The sequence below is a fragment of the Nonomuraea sp. LP-02 genome (assembly GCF_036289125.1).
GTDB lineage: Bacteria > Actinomycetota > Actinomycetes > Streptosporangiales > Streptosporangiaceae > Nonomuraea > Nonomuraea bangladeshensis.
This window is the reverse complement of record NZ_JAXCLK010000001.1, coordinates 2,840,472-2,858,271: the sequence shown is the minus strand read 5'-3', so window position 1 is coordinate 2,858,271 and position 17,800 is coordinate 2,840,472. Positions and strand designations below refer to the sequence as shown.

Below are 17,800 nucleotides of genomic sequence, written 5' to 3'. Positions count from 1 at the left end.
CTCCCCTGCCTGAAGGGTGGGGGATTCCAACCGTTCCTACGCCGCTGAGGGGAGGTCGGGTTGAGGTTCGCGGTTCACCGGCCCGCCCAACGGCAGACCTCCCCGCGCAGCGACCGCATGCCCTGCGGCCGTGTCCCGCATGTTCTTGGCCGCGTTGACGTCGGCGTTGTCCCGATGCCCGCAGGCGACGCACAGGAAGAGGGCTTGGCTCTCGCGGCTCTCGCTGGCGACGTGCTTGCAGGCGTTGCAGGTCTGCGACGTGTGACGCGGGTTGATCTTCTGGACGCGGCCGGGGGCTTTGTGCTCCAGCCGTTGTACGAGCCGTCCCCATCCGGCGGCGAGGATGGCCCGGTTGAGCCCGGCCTTCTGGCGCACGTTACGGCCCGGAGCTTCGAGCGTCCCCCTGGCCGTCCGGGTCATCGCGCGGATCTTGAGGTCCTCGACGGCGATCACGTCGAAGCGGCGGGCCAGGTCCGTGCTGGTCTTCTCCACCCAGTCCTTGCGCCGGTCGGCCTCACGCGCTTTCAGCCGGGCGATGGCGGTCTTGACCTTGGCCCGGCGGCGGGAGCCGCGCTGGGCCCGCGCCAGCTTGCGCAGCAGGCGCCGCAGGCGCGCCTTTTCGGTGTCGCGCAGGCCGTAGACGGTCAGCAGTTCCCCGGTGGACAGGGCGGCGCTGACGGCGACGCCCCGGTCCACGCCGACGACCTGCCCGGTGCCGGGCGCGGGGATCGGCTGCGGCACCGTGGCGAAGGCGACGTGCCAGCGGCCGGCACGGTCTCGGGTGACGCGGTACGATTTGGCCCCGTCGGGGACGGCGCGCGACCACCGGAACCGTACCCAGCCGACTTTGGGGATCTTCACCTCGCCGGTGTTGCGCGACAGGCGGCGCACGTCGCCCGCCTTGACCGCGACGATGCGGAAGCCTTCGGCCTGGCCGCGTTTGCGCCAGGTCGGCCGGCGGTGGGTGCCGCCGAAGAAGTTCGCCATGGCCTGGGCGAAGTCCTTGAGCGCCTGCTGCTGCACGACGACCGAACCGGCGGCCAGCCACGGGCTGGCCGCGCGGGCTTCGGTGAGCTGGCGGCACTGCTCGGCGAATCCCGGTGCCATTTTGCGGCCGGGTTTCCAGTGCGCGTGCTGCTCGACGGCGAGGTTCCACACGTGGCGGGCGTGCGCGCAGTGCTCTGCCAGCGCCGCTTCCTGGGCGGGGGTGGGCTGGAGCCGGAAGCGTGACACAGCGTCACTTTACTATCACAGGAATGGCGTGCGGCGGCTATTCCGCCGGCATGAAACAGATCACCTTGCGGCTTCCCGACGACCTGCACGCACGGCTGAAGGAACTGGCCGAACATGAGCACTGATCCCTGCACACGCAGGTGCTGCACATCGTGGAGCAGGCTGTCCCGGCCCCGCCGAGACAGCCCTAGCGGGACGCCCATTCCTCTCCGGCCTGAAGGCCGGAGCATCCTGGGCGGATTCTGGTGACGAGAGAGGATCGGATATGCATTACATGTTGTTGTTCCATCACGGCGAGGCGAACGCGGAGTCGGTCGGGGCCGAGGCGATGGCCGAAGGGATGCGGGCCATGGCCAGTTACGCCGCGACGCTGGAGCAGGCCGGGATCCTGGTGAGCGGCCAGGTGCTGCGGCCGTCGGCGGATTCGACCACGCTCACGCTGGTCGACGGCGAGCCGCGCATCCAGGACGGGCCGTTCGCCGACACCAAGGAGCAGCTCGGCGGCGTGATCGTCATCGACGTGCCGGACCTGGACGCGGCCCTGGAGTGGGCGCGGCAGGCGCCGCCGCTGTCCTGGGGGAGCGTCGAGATCCGGCCCGGCGGGATGCACATCGAGGCCGGGAAATGGGTCCCGTCCTGGTGAACCCCGGTGAACGGGCCGCGCGGGTGGCCGAGCGGGCCGCGCGGGAGTCCTACGGCCGGCTGGTGGCCCTGCTGGCCGCCCCGGCCGGGGACCTCGAACTCGCCGAGGACACCCTGGCGCAGGCCTTCGAGCGGGCGCTGACCACGTGGCCGCGCGACGGCGTACCGGACAACCCCGAGGGCTGGCTGCTGACGGTGGCCCGCAACCGGCAGCGGGACCTGTGGAAGTCCGCCGCCCACCGGCGCAGCCGGTCGCTGGAGGCGGCCGTCGACGCCGGCGCCGACCTGGGCGCGGGTGTCGTCACGACCCTGGACGATCTCGACGCGGACCGGATCCCGGACCGGCGCCTCGCCCTGCTGTTCGTCTGCGCGCACCCGGCCATCGCCGCCGACGTCCGTACTCCGCTGATGTTGCAGGTCGTGCTCGGGTTCGAGGCGGCGGCGATCGCGCGGGCCTTCGCCGTGCCCGCCGCGGCGATGTCGCAACGGCTGGTCCGGGCCAAGCGGCGGATCAGGGACGCCCGGATCCCCTTCGCCGTTCCGGGGCGGCAGGCGATGCCGGAGCGGCTGCCGTGGGTGCTTGAGGCGGTGTACGGCTGCTACGCCCTGTCCTTCCAGGACCGGGGGGAGGGGGACTCGCTCGCGGGCGAGGCCCGCTACCTGGCCGTCACGACCGCGCGGCTGCTCGGCGACGAGCCGGAGGCGTGGTCGCTGGCGGCGCTGCTCACCCTGACCTCCGCCCGCGCCGCGGCTCCCGGCGGCCCCTACCTGCCGCTCCAGGACCAGGACCCGGACACGTGGGACCGTGGCCTCATCGCCGAGGGCGAGGCGTACCTCCGCCGGGCCGGGCGGCCGGGCCGGGCGCCGGGACGGTTCCAGCTTGAGGCGGCGATCCAGGCGGTCCACTGCGACCGGGCCCGGGTCGGCGCCACCGACTGGGAGGCCCTGTGCACCCTCTACACCGCGCTGGTCGCGATCGCGCCGAGCCTGGGCGGCCGGGTCGCGCACGCCGCCGTCATCGGGCGGGCCCGCTCGCCCGGCGCGGGGCTGGAGCTGCTGGAGGCCCTGCCGGTCGAACGGGAGCGGTTCCAGCCCTATCACGCGGCACGCGGCGACCTGCTCGCCCGGCTCGGCCGGCGCCAGGACGCGGCCGCCGCCTACACGCGGGCCGCCGCCCTCAGCACGGACCCGGCGGTCCGGGCCTTCCTCGGGCGGCGCGCCGAAGGAGCGGGCGGACCCTAGAGCCCGCTACGTGTCGGCCCCGGCGTGGGTGTCGCGGCTCTGGCGGCGGGGGCCGTGCCAGTCCAGGCAGAGGACGCTGGCGTCGTCCTCCAGATGGCCGTGGCAGACGTCGAGGACGGCGGCGGTCAGCGTTCGTACGAGCTCGCGGGGATGCTGATCGGCCGTCTCCCGGACGAGGCCGGGCAGGTCGAGGCTCGCCGCCTGGCGTTCGCGCATGCCGTCCGTGTAGAACACCAGCCGGTCGCCGGGCCGCAGGTCGAGGTCCTGCACCCGGAACTCGACGGGGAACGGGAAGCCGAACGGCGGGTCGATGTGCAGCGGCACTTCCCCCACCGTGCCGGCGCGCAGGCGCAGCGGCCACGGGTGACCGGCGTTGACGAGCCGGGCGCCGGCGCCGTCCAGGGAGACGCGCAGCAACTGACCGGTGGCCAGGGCCTGGCGGCCGTGGTCCAGGAGCGACTGATGGATCTCCCGCGCCTGCTCGGCCAGGCCGCGGGAGGCGCGGCGGGCGCCGCGGGAGGCGTTGACCAGCAAGGTGGCCAGCAGGGCGGAGTCGACGTCGTGACCCATCGCGTCCGTGACGGACAGGTGCAGGGTGTGCTTGTCGAGCGAGTAGTCGTAGGTGTCGCCGCCGATGTTGTCGGCCGGCACCAGAGCTCCGGCCAGCACGAACTGGGCGGCCTCGCAGGCGGAGGACGACGGCAGGAGCTGGTTCTGGATCTCGGCGGCCAGGCTCACCGGGGTGGTGCGCTGACCCCAGAGGTAGAGGTCGGTGAAGCGGCGGTCGGTGACCACGATGTACGCCAGCGCGTGCGCGGCCTGGCTGATCTGCTCCAGCATCGCCTCGTCGCAGCGCGGCAGGGTCAGCTCCAGCAGGCCGATCGCGTCGCCCCGGTTGGTCACGGGGGCCAGCACCCGCTGTCCCAGGCTGTCATCGGGCACCAGGGTCAGCTGCTGGGTGCGCAACGCCTGGTCGTAGACGCTGCCGGGCAGGTGGATCCGCTCGCTCCGCCACGCCCCGTCGTCGCGGATCATGCGCACCATCGCCTGGCCGACGAGGTCGAGGAACAGGAACGACACGGCCCTGGCCCCGAACCGTTCGCGCAGGTCGGCGGCGATCACGTCGACGGAGTCCACCGGCGAGGCGTTCTCCGCCTCCGTGAGAAGCTCCTCCAGGCGGAGCCGGTCGTGGGTCATGCGCCCTCCTCGATCCCCGGACCTATTCCCTCCGCGGACCCGGGTATGACGCGTCGCCTGAGGACGCCGGCCGGAGCTCGGCCATCACCCGCCGCATGTCGGAGACGGCGCGCAGCGTGCCACGCAGGGTGCCGGTCACCTTGGAACGCCCGGTCCGCGGCAGGTAGTCCACCTCCACCTCGGCGATCCGCCAGCCGGCCGCGTCGGCGCGCAGCACCATCTCCAGCGGGTAGCCGAAGCGGCGGTCGGTCAGCCCCAGCTCCAGGAGGGCCGCGCGCCTGGCCGCGCGCATCGGGCCGAGGTCGCGGAGCGGCGCACCCGTACGGCGGCGCAGCACACCGGCGAGCACCCGGTTGCCCAGCCGCGCGTGCCACGGCCAGGCGCCCGCCGCCCGCGGCACCCTCCGCCCCAGGACCAGATCGCGGTGCCCGCCGAGCACGGCGGCGGTCACCCAGGGGAGCTGGACGGGGTCGAGGGAGGCGTCGGCGTCCATGAAGCAGACCAGTTCGGCGGTGGCGGCGCGCAGCCCGGCGTGGCAGGCCGCGCCGAAGCCGCGTACGGGCTCGTGGACCACCCGCGCGCCGAGGCTGTCCGCGACCGCCGCCGAGCGGTCGGTGGAGCCGTTGTCCACCACGATCGGGCGGTAGCCGTCCGGCATGCGCCCGAGCACCCAGGCGAGCGCGGCCTCCTCGTTCAGGCAGGGCAGGATCACATCGACGGTCATGACCAGGCGAACTCCTTCATCCCCGCGTCGAACTCGACCTCCGCGCGGAACCCGAGCTCGGCCCGCGCCCGCTCGGGCGAGGCCACGATGTGGCGGACGTCGCCCAGCCGGTAGTCGCCGGTGACCTGCGGGACGGGGCCGCCCCGCGCGGCGGCCAGCGCGGCCGCCATCTCGCCCACGGTGTGCGGGGCGCCGGAGGCGATGTTCCAGGCGCGCAGCTCGCCGGGACGCACGGGCGCGGACATGGCCGCGAGGTTGGCCCTGGCGACGTCGCGTACGTGCACGAAGTCGCGGAGCTGGCGGCCGTCCTCGAACACCTTCGGCGCCCGGCCCGCCTCCAGCTCCGAGCGGAAGATCGCGGCGACGCCGGCGTACGGGGTGTCGCGCGGCATGCGGGGACCGTAAACGTTGTGGTACCTCAGCGCCGCCACGCCGCCGCCCGTCTCCCTGGCCCAGTTGGCGGCCAGGTGTTCCTGCGCGAGCTTGGTGGTCGCGTAGGCGTTGCGCGGATCGGGCGGGGCGTCCTCGCCGATCGGCGCGCAGGCCAGCGCCGCGCCGCAGCGCGGGCAGAGCGGCTCGTACGAGCCCCGCTCCAGGTCCGGCACGGTGCGCGGGCCCGGCCTGACGTGGCCGTGCGCGGCGCACTCGTAGCGGCCTTCGCCGTAGACCACCATCGAGGACGCCAGGACCAGCCGGCCGATCTCGTGCCGCGCCATCGCGGCCAGCAGGACCGCGGTGCCGTACACGTTGACGGAGGCGTAGCCGGGCAGGTCGGCGACGTCCACGCCGAGCCCCACCCTGGCGGCCTGGTGCACGACGACCTCGACGCCGGGGAGCAGCGCGTCCAGCGCGGCCGGGTCGCGGACGTCCGCGCCGCTCCGCAGGTCCAGGCCGACGACGTCGTGACCCGCCGCCCGCAGCGCCTCCACCACGTGCCCGCCGATGAAACCGGCCGAGCCGGTGACCATGACTCTCACGCCGCCGACGCTAGCCCGGCGGGAGACGCGCACGGAGGAGACGTTCGCGGTTCGTAAGGCTTCTTACGAAGCGCGGACGGCGGGCCTCGCGGCGGCCCCCGACGGGGCCGGGGATGCCAGGCTGCGGGCTGTGAGCCGAAACCTGATCTTCACCGGGGCGGTGCTCGCCGCCCTGGGCGCGGTCGTGCTCAGGATGGTGCTCGGGCCACCGGGCCTGGGCTGGTACCTGCTGGCCTGGACGCTGTTCGCGGCGGCCTTGTGGCTGGCCCGGCGGGTGCAGGGGAAGCGGCTGGACGTGCTGGTCGTGGCCGGCGGGATCGCGCTGGCCACGATCGGGCCGGCGGCGCCGCCGAGCAGCAGCACCGACTCCTTCCGTTACGCCTGGGACGGCCGGGTGCAGGCGGCGGGCATCTCGCCCTACGCGCATCCGCCGGCCGATTCGGCGCTCGCCGGCCTGCATGACGACTGGCTCTTCCCGGCCGGCTGCACCGATCCGCTCCTGTGGCCGCTGCCGGAGGGCGGCTGCACCCGGATCAACCGCCCGACCGTGTCCACGATCTACCCGCCGCTGGCGCAGGGGTACTTCCTGCTGGTCGAGTGGCTGTCACCGGAGGGCTCGCGGCACAAGGGCCTGCAGCTGGGCGGCTGGGCACTGGCCGTGCTCGCGCTGCTCGCGCTGTGGCGGCTCGCGGGGGCGCGGCGGGCGGCGTACTGGGCGTGGTGCCCGGCGGTGCCGGTCGAGGCGGTGAACAACGCGCACGTCGACATGCTCGGGGTGCTGCTGGTGGTGCTGGCCTTCGGCGCGGTCCGGGGCAAGCGCGGCGGGCGGGCGGGGGCGGGCGCGCTGCTGGGGGCGGCGGTGGCGGCCAAGCTGCTCCCGGTGACGGCGCTGCCCGGCGCCCTGTCCGGCGTGCTGGCGGGGAAGGGCGGGGTGGTGGGGAAGGGCGGGGTGGCGTGGCGGCGGCTGCTCGTGGTCGGGGTGCCCGCCCTGCTCGTGGTGGCGCTGTCGTACCTGCCGTACGCGCTGGTGTCGGGGAGCTCGGTGGCCGGCTACCTGCCGGGCTACCTGCGGGAGGAGCGCTACGACGGCGGCGGCAACCGGTACGCGGTCCTGCGGCTGCTGATGCCGGACTCCTGGGCCCCGTACGCCGCGATCGTGCTGCTCGCCCTGATCGTCCTGGCCGTCCTGCGTCACGGGGACGCGGAGCGGCCGTGGCAGGGCGCGCTGCTGGTCAGCGGCTCGTTCCTGCTGCTGCTCACCCCCGGGTACTCCTGGTACGCCCTGCTGGTCGTGGCGCTGGCCGCCATGACCGGCTGGTGGGAGTGGCTGGGCGTGGCCGTGGCGGGCGCCGTCGCCTACACCGACGGCCCGGCCGCACCCGACAACCTCGGCACCCCTTTCTACGCCGTGGCCGCGCTGGCCGCGCTGGCCGGTTGGGCCGCGCGCCGCTCCGCCGAGCCCCGCCGCCATCGCCCCGCCGGCGATGGCGGAGCACCCGTCGTCCGCAGCCCGTAAGGATCGTCTCCGTTGAGTCACCGTCCGAGTCACCGTCCGAGTCACCGTCTTCCCGATCATCTGCCGCAGCTCCTGGTCATTGCCAAGGAGCCGGTGCCGGGCAGGGTGAAGACCCGGCTGACCCCGCCGTTCAGCCCGGAGCAGGCCGCCGTCCTGGCCGAGGCCGCGCTGCGCGACAGCCTGCGGGCCGTCGCCGCCACGCCGGCCGCCCAGCGGGTGCTGGCGCTGGACGGGCTGCCGGGAAGCTGGCTGCCCCAGGGCCTGGTGGTGATCCCGCAGCGCGGCGAGGGGCTGGACGAGCGCCTGGCCGCCGCGTTCTCCGACGCCCACCGGCTCCGGCCGGGCCCCGTCGTCCTCATCGGCATGGACACCCCGCAGGTCACGCCCGCCCTGCTGGAGGAGGCCGGCGCGGCGCTGACGGAGCACGACGCGGTGTACGGCCCGGCCGCCGACGGCGGCTTCTGGCTGCTCGGCCTGCGCAGGCCCGACCCCGCGCTGCTGCTGGGGGTGCCCATGTCGCGCCCGGACACCGGCAAGCTCCAGCTCGACCGGCTCGAACGCGCCGGGCTGAGCGTGCGCCTGCTGCCCGAGCTGACCGACGTCGACACCGCCGCCGACGCCGCCACGGTGGCGGGCCAGGCGCCGGGATCCTGCTTCGCCGCCGCGCTGCGGGAGCTGGGCCGATGATCGGGGAGCTCTACGCCGACGCGCTCGCCGGGGAGAACGCCGAACTCGAGTACGTGGACGGCACCCGCGTCCCCCTGGAGGCCGCCCGCTGGTTCGAGCCCATCGACGGCGACGAGGAGCTGCTGAGCCGCTGCGCGGGTCCCACGCTCGACATCGGTTCCGGCCCCGGGCGTCTGACGGCGGCGCTGACCCGGCGCGGCGTGCGTTCGCTCGGCATCGACATCACCCCGCGCGCCGTCGCACTGACGCGCCGCGCCGGAGGATTCGCCCTGCTCAGGGACGTCTACGACGACGTCCCCTTCAGCGGCCGGTGGGCGACGGCGCTGCTCGCCGACGGCAACATCGGCATCGGCGGCCACCCCGAGGCCCTGCTGCGGCGGGCCGGGCAGCTCCTGCGGCCCGGCGGCACGGTCCTGGCCGAGGTCGCGCCGCCCGGCACGACGAGCCGGGTCGACCGGGTACGGCTGCGCCGCGGACAGGTCACCGGCGCATGGTTCGCCTGGGCGACCGTCTCGGCGAGCGATCTGCGCCGGGTCGCGCTGGCCGCCGGGTTCGGCGAGGCCCGCTGCTGGCCGGCGCACGGCCGCTGGCTGGCCCTGATCCGCTGAACCTGGCCGACAGGAACCCGGCTCACATGAGCGCGACGGCGAGGGCGCGCCACTCGCGACGCGGCAGGGCGTCGGCGTCGGCCGTGAGGACCTGTACGCAGACGTGATTCGCGCCGGCGGCGCGGTGCTCGTCCAGCCGGCGCCTGATCGCCTCCTCGTCGCCCCAGGCGATCACGTCGTCGAACAGCCGGTCGCTCACCGACTCCACGTCCTCCTCCGTGTAGCCGAGGCGCAGCAGGTTGTTGGCGTAGTTCGGCAGCGACAGGTAGCGCCGCAGCCATTCCCCGCCGATCGCGCGCGCCTCGTCCTTGCCCGAGCAGAGGATCACCGTCTGCTCGGGGAGCAGCAGCGGGCCGTCCCCCAGCGCCTCTCGCGCCTGCCGGGTGTGCTCGGGCGTGACGAGGTACGGATGCGCCCCCCGCGCCCGCTTCGCGGCGAGGTCCAGCATCTTCGGACCGAGCGCGGCCAGCACCCGGCTGTCCTCCGGCACGGGCGGATCCGCCTGGTCCAGCGCGTCGAGGAACGCCGTCATCGCCGCCAGAGGCTTGCGGTAGCGGCCCGGCTCCTGCCGGTCCACCGCCACCGCGTGGCTCACGCCGATGCCCATGAGGAAGCGGCGGTGGTGGGCCGAGGAGAGCGAGGTGAAGGACGCGGCGACGTCGGCGGGATCGTGCATCCAGAGGTTCAGGATCCCGGTGGCCACGACGATCCGGCGGGTGGCCGTCAGGAGGTTGCCGACGGCCTCGAAGACCGGCCCTCCCGTGTCCGGCACCCACAGCGCGCTGTAGCCCAGCTCCTCCAGCTCGGTCGCCGCCTCCGCGGCCTCACCCGGATCGCCGTAACGCAGGTGATGGCTCCACACGCCCACACCGGAAAGATCCATGACGTCTTCTCCCTTCGTATGGCACTGACGTGCCCAGATCGAACGCCGATGATTGCGACATATCTTCGGCAAAAGAAATTCAGTACCGTTTTGGCACTGGCTCGGCCGATCACCTTTCCAGAGGAAAAAGGAGGTCGGCTCATGCCACCAGGTCTGAACACCGGAGACTCCGCGTGGGTTCTCGTCAGCGCCGCCATGGTGCTGCTCATGACCCCTGGGCTCGCCTTCTTCTACGGCGGCATGGTCCGCGCGCAGAACGTGCTGAGCATGATCTTCATGAGCTTCGTCTCGATCGCGCTGGTGACCATCCTGTGGTTCGGCTACGGATACGGCCTCGTCTTCGGCCCCGACGTGGGCGGCGCCGGGCTGATCGGGTTCGGGGACCTGCGCTTCGCCGACATCTCTCCCGTCATGCTGCACGGCCGCGTCCCGACGTACGCCTTCGCGCTGTTCCAGCTCACGTTCGCGATCATCACGGTGGCGCTGATCAGCGGCTCGGTGGCGGGGCGGACCAGGCTCGGGCCGTGGATCGTCTTCTCCGTCGTGTGGGTGACGCTGGTGTACTTCCCCATCGCGCACTGGGTGTTCGACCCGGCCGGGTGGATCAACCGCTGGGGGGTGCTCGACTTCGCCGGCGGCCTGGTCGTCGAGCTGAACTCCGGCATGGCGGGCCTGGCCCTGGCCATCGCGCTGGGCCCGAGCGTCAGGTTCCGGCGGAAGGAGCCGCCCCGGCCCAGCAACATCCCGCTGGTCATGCTCGGCCTGGCCCTGCTGTGGTTCGGCTGGTTCGGTTTCAACGCCGGCTCAGCCATGGCCGACGGCAGCGTGGCGGTGACCGCGTTCCTCAGCACCATGATCGCCGGTGCGGCTGGGATGCTGACGTGGCTGGTCATCGAGTGGTTCCGCTACAAGCACTTCACCCGGCTGGGCTCGGCCACGGGGGCGCTGGCCGGGCTCGTGGCCATCACCCCTTCCTGCGCCTACGTCAACTCCGAGGGCGCCTTCATCGTGGGGATCGTGGCGGCCGTCGTGGTGTCGTTCGCCGTCACCTGGAAGCTCGTCCTCGGCTACGACGACACCCTCGACGTCGTCGGCGTGCACGGCGCGGGCGGCGTGGTCGGCGTGGTCCTCATCGGCCTGCTCGCGACCGGCGCCGTGGCAAGCCCGACCAAGGGGCTGCTGTACGGGGGGTCGATCGAGCTGCTGCTCAAGCAGATCGCCGCGATCATCGCGGTCGGGATCTACTCCTTCGTCGTGACCTACCTGATCGGCAAGGCCGTGGACAGACTGCTGCGCATGCGCGAGACCGAGGCCGAGCAGCTCGCCGGCACCGACGTCCAGCTCGGGACCGAGGGATGACGGCCGCCGCCGCGCCTCCCGCGCGGGCCCTGGTCCTCGTCGCGGTCGGCGGCGGCGTCGGCGCGGTCGTACGGCATCTGCTCACCCAGACCCTGCCGGGCGCCGACCACCCGCTGCCGTGGCCGACGCTGGTGGTCAACGTCCTGGGCTGCCTGCTCATGGGGCTGCTGACCAGCGAGCTGACCAGGCTCCCGCTGCACCGCCGGCCGGCCAAGCTGCTGCTCGGCACCGGGTTCCTGGGCGGCTTCACCACCTTCTCCCACTTCGTGGACGGCGTACGCGAGCTCACGGTGGGCGGCTCGCCGGGGTGGGCCGCGGTCTACCTCGTGCTCAGCGTCGTCCTCGGGTTGCTGGCCGTCTGGATCGGCATCACCGCGGGGAAGGGCAAGCGATGATCCTCGTCCTGGCGGTCTTCGTCGGCGGCCTGATCGGCGCCCCCGCACGCTACCTCGTGGACGCCGCCGTCAAGCGGCGCGCCGGCACCGAGCTGCCCTGGGGCACGCTGGCCGTCAACGTGATCGGCTCGGCCGTCCTCGGACTGCTGATGGGCTTCGCCTCGCGCGACGCCCTGCCGAGCGTGGTGCTGTCGCTGATCGGCACCGGGTTCTGCGGCGCGCTGACCACGTTCAGCACCTTCAGCACCGACACGTACAAGCTGCTCACCGCGGGCTCCACGGGCAAGGCGATGGTCAACATCGCCATGAACCTCGTCCTGGGCCTGGCCGCCGTCTTCCTGTGCTATCTGCTGGGCCGGGCGATCGCCGGGTGAGAGAGGCGTACAGCCTTGTCCATGGTCGTTCAGCAAATGGTAATCACCGCTTTGGCGGACAACTCGCCGGGCACGACGTCGGTTGTCCGAGCCACGAACGGCAGAAGGAGTGAGCGGGCATGCGCGCAACGGTCTCGGGCATGCCGCTCGGCACGCTCCGAGGCATCAGCCAGGTCGAGTTCCAGACCGACTGGCGGACGGCGATCTGCTTCGTCGTCGCGCTGTTCGCCGGCGGCTGGCAGTTCGGGGTCTTCGGACTGCTCGGCACGGTCGTGGCGACGCTCACCGCCCGGGTTCTCGGCGCTTCGCGGGACCGGCTGACCGGCGGCCTGGAGGGCTTCAACGGGACGCTGATCGGCGTCGCGCTGGTGCTGTACTTCAACACCCGCTGGATCACCGTGCTGCTCGTGATCCTCGGAGCGATCATGGGCAGCGTCCTGACGTCGGCGCTGAACGCCCTGCTGACCCCGCACAACCTGCCGACGCTCACGGCGCCGTTCTGCGCGGTGACCACGTTCATGGTGGTCGGCGCTCCCGCGTACGAGCGGCTCTGGCGCGGGCGCGCTTTCGCGACGCCGCCGTCGGCCGCGCACCCGGGGGCGTCGGTGACGTTCTCCGACCTGTGGCAGGGCCTGTTCAACGGCATCGGCCAGGTGTTCTTCCAGAGCACATGGTACGTCGGGCTGATCTTCCTGATCGGCCTGGCGTTCGCCGGCTGGATGGTGGCCGCGGTCGCGCTGGTCTCCAGCGCGGTGGGCATCGTGGTGGCGGTCCTGCTCGGCGCGCACGCCGCCGACATCGGGGCGGGCCTGTACGGCTACAACGCGGTGCTCACCGGGATCGCCCTGTACGGCACCTTCGTCATGCCGAGCGCCCTCGGCCTGGCCTACGCCCTGGCGGGCGTGATCTCGGCGACCGTCCTGACGGCGTTCGTCGCGGACCTGTTCGCGCCGGTCGGCGGGCACACGCTGACCTGGCCGTTCGTCGTGATCACCTGGATCTTTCTGGCGGCGGTGCCGGTGTTGTCCGGCGTCCGGCGCGTTCCCACTTGAAGGAGAGCTCATGAATCTCGCTCCGCGTGAGATCGACAAACTGCTGGTCTACGTGGTCGCCGAGGTGGCGGCCAAGCGGCGTGACCGCGGCCTCAAGCTGAACTACAGCGAGGCGGTGGCGTTGATCAGCGTCGCGGTGCTGGAGGGCGCCAGGGAGGGCAAGACCGTCGCCGAGTGCATGGAGCTCGGCAAGAACGTGCTCGGCGCCGGCGACGTCATGCCGGGCGTGCGCGAAATGCTCAAGCTGATGCAGGTCGAGGCGTCGTTCAAGGACGGCTCCAAGCTCGTCTCCTGCCACGACCCCATCGGCGGCTGACACCGCCGCCGGAGCAGAAAGGACCGGTTCGTCATGACGGACACGGACAGGGTCGTCTACGCCGACGGCCCGATCGAGATCAACGCCGGGCGGCGCACGGTCAGGCTGACCGTGCGCAACACCGGGGACCGGGCCGTCCAGGTGGGCTCGCACTACCACTTCTTCGAGGCCAACCGGGCGCTGCGCTTCGACCGGGAGAAGGCGTACGGCATGCACCTGGACATCCCGGCGGGCACCGCGGTCCGCATCGAGCCGGGCGACACCCACCAGGTGAACCTGGTCGAGTACGGCGGCGGGATGCGGATCGTCGGCTTCGCCGGCCTGGTCGACGGCGGCCTCAGGACCAGGGACGCCAGGATCCGCGCGCTGCGGCGGCTGGCCGAGCTCGGCTACGCCGACGAGCCGGAGCCCTCGGCCACCATCCAGCCCGCCGGCGGCGCCAAGCAGGAGAAGCCGCAGAAACCACAGAAACCCGCCGTGTCCAAGAAGTCCCCCAGCAGGAAGAAGGGCTGACACCGATGGCCACGATGAGCCGCGAGCAGTACGGGAGCATGTTCGGCCCGACGGTGGGCGACCGCGTCCGTCTGGCGGACACCAACCTGGTCATCGAGATCGAGAAGGACCACACCGCCGGCCACTACGGCGACGAGGCCGTCTATGGCGGCGGCAAGACCGTGCGCGACGGCATGTCGGCCGACCCGCTCTCGCAGAACGCCACGATCGCGCTCGACCTGGTGATCACCAACGCGGTCGTGCTCGACCCGATCCTCGGCGTCGTCAAGGGCGACATCGGCATCAAGGACGGCAAGATCGTCGGTATCGGCAAGGCGGGCAACCCGCACACCCAGAACGGCGTGGACCGCCGGCTGGTCATCGGCGTGGGCACGGAGGTGCTGGCGGGCGAGCACATGATCGCCACGCCGGGCGCCATCGACCCGCACGTCCACCTGATCGCGCCGCAGCAGGCCCAGGCCGCGCTCTCCAACGGCATCACGACGCTGATCGGCGGCGGCACCGGCCCCACCGACGGCACCCGGGGCACGACCTGCACGCCCGGCCCGTGGAACATCGGCCGGATGCTCCAGGCCGTCGAGGCGCTGCCGGTCAACATCGGCATCATGGCGAAGGGCAACTCCAGCCTGCCGGGCTCGCTGGCCGAGCAGATCGAGGCCGGGGCGTGCGTGCTCAAGGTGCACGAGGACTGGGGCTCCACCCCGTCCGTGGTGGACTGCGCGCTGCGGGTGGCCGACGACTACGACGTCCAGGTGGCGCTGCACTCCGACAGCCTCAACGAGGCCGGCTACCTGGAGGACACCATCAGCGCCATCGACGGCCGGGCCATCCACACCTTCCACACCGAGGGCGCGGGCGGCGGGCACGCGCCCGACCTGATCCGCATCGCCGGCGAGCCGAACGCGCTGCCGTCCTCGACGAACCCGACGCTGCCGTACACGATCAACTCGGTGGACGAGCTGCTCGACATGGTGATGGTCTGCCACCACCTCAGCCACGACATCCCCGAGGATGTGTCGTTCGCCGACAGCCGGGTGCGCGCGGAGACCATCGCCGCCGAGACGGTGCTGCAGGACATGGGCGTGATCAGCATGTTCTCCTCCGACTCCCAGGCCATGGGCCGGATCGGCGAGACCTTCACCCGGGCCTTCCAGACCGCGCACCACTGCAAGGACCAGCGGGGCAAGCTGCCGGAGGACTCCGAGCGCAACGACAACCAGCGGGTGCTGCGCTATCTGGCCAAGCTGACCATCAACCCGGCCAGGACCGTGGGCATCGCCGAGACGGTCGGCTCGCTGGAGGACGGCAAGCTGGCCGACATCGTGCTCTGGCCGTTCACCTCGTTCGGCGCCAAGCCCGCCGTCGTGGTCAAGGGCGGGCTGATCAACTGGGCGCAGATGGGGGACCCGAACGCCTCGCTGCCGACGCCGCAGCCCGTCTACTACCGGCCGATGTTCGGCGCGATGGGGATGGCGCAGCGCAAGAGCAACGTGACCTTCCTGCCGGACGCCGCCATCGCCGCCGGAGTGCCGGACCGGCTCGGCCTGCAGCGGCTGATCGCCCGGGTGCGCCACACCCGTACGGTCGACAAACGGCACATGGTGCGCAACTCCGCGCTGCCGAGGATCGCCGTGGACCCGGAGACGTTCAAGGTCACCGTCGACGGCGAGCACGCGACCATCGCACCGGCCGAGGAACTGCCGCTGAACCACCTGTTCTTCCTGGCATGAGCCTGCTCGCCCAGCTCCAGCTGGCCGACTCCGCCTTCCCCGGAGGGCTGTACACGCTCTCGCACGGGCTGGAGGCCTACGCCCAGGCGGGGCCCGTGGACGTCGCCGCGCTGCTGGAGGACGTGCTGCTGCACGCGGCCGGACCGGGCGACGCCACCGCGCTGGCGCTCGCGCACCGGGCCGTACGCGGGGACGACTGGGACGCGGTGGTCGCGGTCGACCGGCGGCTGCACGCCATCAAGCTGAACCGCGAGCTGCGGGCGGCGGCGACCAGGACCGGCAACCAGGTCCTGCGCACGGCCGCCACGGTCTTCGCCACCCCGGAGCTGCTCCGGCTGGCCGAGCTGGTCGCGACGGGAGCCACGCCGGGCAACCACGCGGTCGTCCTCGGCACGGCCTACGCCGGGCTGGGCGTGCCCGAGGAGGGCGCGGTGACGGGCGACCTGTACGCCTTCGCGGCGAGCTGGGTCAGCGCGGCCGTCCGGCTGCGCCGGCTCGACTTCCGCCAGGCCCAGGCCACCCTGTACGGCGCCGGGGACACGATCGAGCGGGCCGCGGCCGCCGCGCTGGCCGCCCGCGGCCCGCTCGACCTGCACGCCGCCACGCCGATCGCCGACACGATGAGCTGCGCCCACGAACGGGCGCCTGCTCGGCTCTTCACCACATGACTCGGCTCTTCATCACAGGAAAGGCTGCGCACACCCATGCATCGACACGCGCACCCGGCCGTCGACACCCACCTGACCACGGCGCTGGACCGCGTCTTCAAGGTCGGCGTCGGCGGCCCGGTCGGCTCGGGCAAGACGGCGCTGATCGAGGCGCTCGTGCCGATCCTGCTGCGGCGCGGGCACAGCGTCGGCGTCATCACCAACGACATCTACACCCAGGAGGACGCCGACCACGTCAGGCGCACCCTGGACGGCGTGCTGGACCCGGCGCGGATCGTGGGCGTGGAGACCGGCTCCTGCCCGCACACGGCCGTCCGCGACGACCCGTCCATGAACCTGGCCGCCGGCGCCGAGCTCCTGGAGCGCTTCGGGGACATCGACACGCTGCTGTACGAGAGCGGCGGCGACAACCTCACCCTCACCTTCAGCCCGCTGCTGGCCGACGTCTACCTGTTCGTGCTGGACACCGGCGAGGGTGACAAGATGCCGCGCAAACGCGGGCCGGGCATCACCGACTCCGACCTGCTCGTCATCAACAAGATCGACATCGCGCCGTACGTGCGGGCCGACCTCGAGGCGATGGCCCGCGACGCCGACCGGGTCCGCGAGGGCCGGCCGGTGATCCTCACCGACGCCCTGCGCGGGACGGGCCTGCCGGAGGTCGCCGACTTCATCACCAGCCGCAGGCGCGCATGCTCGCCGAGCGCCTAGACCGGCTCGCGCCCGGCCACTACACGATCCCCTCCGTCCCGGAGGAGGTGGCCGGGCACGCCCAGGCCCTCGACACCCTGCCGGTCGGCAGCCCCGGCAAGGTGGGCGTGCTCGACCTGGCTTTCGAGCGGCGCGGCGGGCGCACCGAGCTGACCGGCCACTACCAGAAGACGCCGCTGCAGATCATGCGGCCGCTCTACTACGACCCGGCCCGCCCCGACCTGCCGTACGTGTTCGTCATGTCGGCCGGCGCCGGCGTCCTCCAGGGCGACCGCTACCGCCTCGACGTGACCTGCGGCGCGGGGGCCTCGGTGCACGTGACCACCCAGACCGCCACCAAGGTCTACCGGATGGAGCAGGACTACGGCACGCAGCTCGTCCGGCTCACGGTCGGTCCCGGCGGCTACCTGGAGTACCTGCCGGACCCGATGATCCCGTTCGCCGGTTCCCGCTTCTACCAGCGGACGCACCTGACCTGCGATCCCGGCGCGACGGCGATCCTCGCCGAGACCATGCTGGCCGGCCGGCTGGCCCGGGGCGAGCGGCACGCCTACACCGCCTACTGCAGCGACCTGTCCGTGCACCGCCCCGGCGGCGCGCTGCTGTTCGCCGATCCGCTCAGGCTCGTCCCCGGGCGTTGCCCCGTCGCGGGCCCGGCCATGTTCGGCGACCACGGGGTGCTGTCCACCCTGTACGTCATCACCCAGGCCGTCGAGGCGGGCGCCCTGGCCGACGCCCTGCACGAGGTGGCGGCGGGCAGCGGGCCGGCGGGTGGGGCGAGCACCCTGCCGAACGGGGCGGGCGCCTGGGTCCGGCTGCTGGGGCCGGAGTCCCCGCCCGTCCTCGCGACCTTGAACCGGCTGTGGGATCTCGCCCGGCGGCTGACCGTGGGACATCCCGCGCCGGACCGGCGCAAACCCTGAACCCCGGTTCCAGGGGGAGCCGGACACAGCGACATCTCCGCGCGGGTGGG

At 72.8% G+C, this 17,800-nt stretch carries 21 protein-coding genes; 16 read left to right on the top strand and 5 right to left on the bottom strand.

What is annotated here, in order from left to right:
• Positions 1–36: 36 nt before the first annotated feature.
• Positions 37–1,233 (bottom strand): RNA-guided endonuclease InsQ/TnpB family protein, encoded by a 1,197-nt coding sequence (locus SMD20_RS13280; RefSeq protein ID WP_329579857.1) that lies wholly within the window; start codon positions 1,231–1,233, stop codon positions 37–39.
• On the opposite strand from SMD20_RS13280, the gene SMD20_RS13275 reads away from it, so the two are divergent.
• The 3 genes from SMD20_RS13275 to SMD20_RS13265 all read left to right on the top strand — a co-directional run bounded on the left by SMD20_RS13275 (position 1,227) and on the right by SMD20_RS13265 (position 3,117).
• On the top strand, positions 1,227–1,358 hold the full coding sequence (locus SMD20_RS13275; RefSeq protein ID WP_329579855.1) for a toxin-antitoxin system HicB family antitoxin: 132 nt from the start codon (positions 1,227–1,229) through the stop codon (positions 1,356–1,358). The genes SMD20_RS13280 and SMD20_RS13275 overlap by 7 nt on opposite strands.
• 140 nt (positions 1,359–1,498) lie before the next feature.
• Positions 1,499–1,876: a YciI family protein gene (locus SMD20_RS13270; protein WP_329579853.1), complete on the top strand. Its 378-nt coding sequence runs from the start codon at positions 1,499–1,501 to the stop codon at positions 1,874–1,876.
• Positions 1,858–3,117 (top strand): RNA polymerase sigma factor, encoded by a 1,260-nt coding sequence (locus SMD20_RS13265; protein WP_329579851.1) that lies wholly within the window; start codon positions 1,858–1,860, stop codon positions 3,115–3,117. Before SMD20_RS13270 ends, SMD20_RS13265 begins: the two co-directional genes overlap by 19 nt.
• 6 nt (positions 3,118–3,123) lie before the next feature.
• Here the strand turns inward: SMD20_RS13265 and SMD20_RS13260 are convergent, their stop codons facing one another.
• From SMD20_RS13260 to SMD20_RS13250, 3 genes are read right to left on the bottom strand one after another with little or no spacing between them, the layout of a single operon-like run.
• Positions 3,124–4,314, bottom strand: coding sequence for a PP2C family protein-serine/threonine phosphatase (locus SMD20_RS13260; protein ID WP_329579849.1), 1,191 nt, complete (start codon positions 4,312–4,314; stop codon positions 3,124–3,126).
• A gap of 22 nt (positions 4,315–4,336) precedes the next feature.
• Positions 4,337–5,038, bottom strand: a complete 702-nt coding sequence (locus tag SMD20_RS13255) for a glycosyltransferase family 2 protein (RefSeq protein ID WP_329579847.1) — start codon at positions 5,036–5,038, stop codon at positions 4,337–4,339.
• On the bottom strand, positions 5,035–6,006 hold the full coding sequence (locus tag SMD20_RS13250) for an NAD-dependent epimerase/dehydratase family protein (RefSeq protein WP_329592521.1): 972 nt from the start codon (positions 6,004–6,006) through the stop codon (positions 5,035–5,037). The genes SMD20_RS13255 and SMD20_RS13250 overlap by 4 nt, the downstream gene beginning before the upstream one ends.
• Before the next feature lie 139 nt (positions 6,007–6,145).
• On the opposite strand from SMD20_RS13250, the gene SMD20_RS13245 reads away from it, so the two are divergent.
• From SMD20_RS13245 to SMD20_RS13235, 3 genes are read left to right on the top strand one after another with little or no spacing between them, the layout of a single operon-like run.
• On the top strand, positions 6,146–7,531 hold the full coding sequence (locus SMD20_RS13245; RefSeq protein WP_329579845.1) for a glycosyltransferase 87 family protein: 1,386 nt from the start codon (positions 6,146–6,148) through the stop codon (positions 7,529–7,531).
• Between the two features lie 12 nt (positions 7,532–7,543).
• Complete coding sequence (locus SMD20_RS13240; RefSeq protein ID WP_442942476.1) at positions 7,544–8,218, top strand: TIGR04282 family arsenosugar biosynthesis glycosyltransferase; 675 nt, start codon at positions 7,544–7,546, stop codon at positions 8,216–8,218.
• Positions 8,215–8,826: a class I SAM-dependent methyltransferase gene (locus tag SMD20_RS13235; RefSeq protein WP_329579842.1), complete on the top strand. Its 612-nt coding sequence runs from the start codon at positions 8,215–8,217 to the stop codon at positions 8,824–8,826. The genes SMD20_RS13240 and SMD20_RS13235 overlap by 4 nt, the downstream gene beginning before the upstream one ends.
• 22 nt (positions 8,827–8,848) lie before the next feature.
• On the opposite strand, the gene SMD20_RS13230 is transcribed toward SMD20_RS13235, so the two are convergent.
• Positions 8,849–9,709, bottom strand: a complete 861-nt coding sequence (locus tag SMD20_RS13230; protein WP_329579840.1) for an LLM class F420-dependent oxidoreductase — start codon at positions 9,707–9,709, stop codon at positions 8,849–8,851.
• A gap of 141 nt (positions 9,710–9,850) precedes the next feature.
• Here SMD20_RS13230 and SMD20_RS13225 point away from each other — a divergent pair, with 141 nt between their 5' ends.
• The 10 genes from SMD20_RS13225 (at position 9,851) to SMD20_RS13180 (ending at position 17,750) form a co-directional block, all read left to right on the top strand.
• The gene (locus tag SMD20_RS13225) at positions 9,851–11,068 is read left to right on the top strand and encodes an ammonium transporter (protein WP_329579838.1); all 1,218 of its coding nucleotides are present in this window, start codon (positions 9,851–9,853) and stop codon (positions 11,066–11,068) included.
• Positions 11,065–11,463: a fluoride efflux transporter CrcB gene (gene crcB, locus SMD20_RS13220; RefSeq protein WP_329579835.1), complete on the top strand. Its 399-nt coding sequence runs from the start codon at positions 11,065–11,067 to the stop codon at positions 11,461–11,463. The genes SMD20_RS13225 and crcB (SMD20_RS13220) overlap by 4 nt, the downstream gene beginning before the upstream one ends.
• Positions 11,460–11,837 (top strand): fluoride efflux transporter CrcB, encoded by a 378-nt coding sequence (crcB, locus tag SMD20_RS13215; protein WP_329579834.1) that lies wholly within the window; start codon positions 11,460–11,462, stop codon positions 11,835–11,837. The genes crcB (SMD20_RS13220) and crcB (SMD20_RS13215) overlap by 4 nt, the downstream gene beginning before the upstream one ends.
• A gap of 119 nt (positions 11,838–11,956) precedes the next feature.
• A complete protein-coding gene (locus tag SMD20_RS13210) occupies positions 11,957–12,889 on the top strand; it encodes an urea transporter (protein ID WP_329579831.1) in 933 nt (310 codons plus the stop codon).
• 10 nt (positions 12,890–12,899) lie between these two features.
• Positions 12,900–13,205: an urease subunit gamma gene (locus SMD20_RS13205; RefSeq protein WP_329579829.1), complete on the top strand. Its 306-nt coding sequence runs from the start codon at positions 12,900–12,902 to the stop codon at positions 13,203–13,205.
• 33 nt (positions 13,206–13,238) lie between these two features.
• The gene (locus SMD20_RS13200) at positions 13,239–13,718 is read left to right on the top strand and encodes an urease subunit beta (protein ID WP_329579826.1); all 480 of its coding nucleotides are present in this window, start codon (positions 13,239–13,241) and stop codon (positions 13,716–13,718) included.
• A 5-nt stretch (positions 13,719–13,723) separates the two neighbouring features.
• The gene (gene ureC, locus SMD20_RS13195; RefSeq protein ID WP_329579824.1) at positions 13,724–15,448 is read left to right on the top strand and encodes an urease subunit alpha; all 1,725 of its coding nucleotides are present in this window, start codon (positions 13,724–13,726) and stop codon (positions 15,446–15,448) included.
• Complete coding sequence (locus SMD20_RS13190; protein ID WP_329579822.1) at positions 15,445–16,116, top strand: urease accessory protein UreF; 672 nt, start codon at positions 15,445–15,447, stop codon at positions 16,114–16,116. The genes ureC and SMD20_RS13190 overlap by 4 nt, the downstream gene beginning before the upstream one ends.
• A gap of 36 nt (positions 16,117–16,152) precedes the next feature.
• A complete protein-coding gene (gene ureG, locus SMD20_RS13185) occupies positions 16,153–16,827 on the top strand; it encodes an urease accessory protein UreG (protein ID WP_329579817.1) in 675 nt (224 codons plus the stop codon).
• On the top strand, positions 16,809–17,750 hold the full coding sequence (locus SMD20_RS13180) for an urease accessory protein UreD (RefSeq protein ID WP_329579814.1): 942 nt from the start codon (positions 16,809–16,811) through the stop codon (positions 17,748–17,750). Before ureG ends, SMD20_RS13180 begins: the two co-directional genes overlap by 19 nt.
• Positions 17,751–17,800 lie beyond the last annotated feature (50 nt).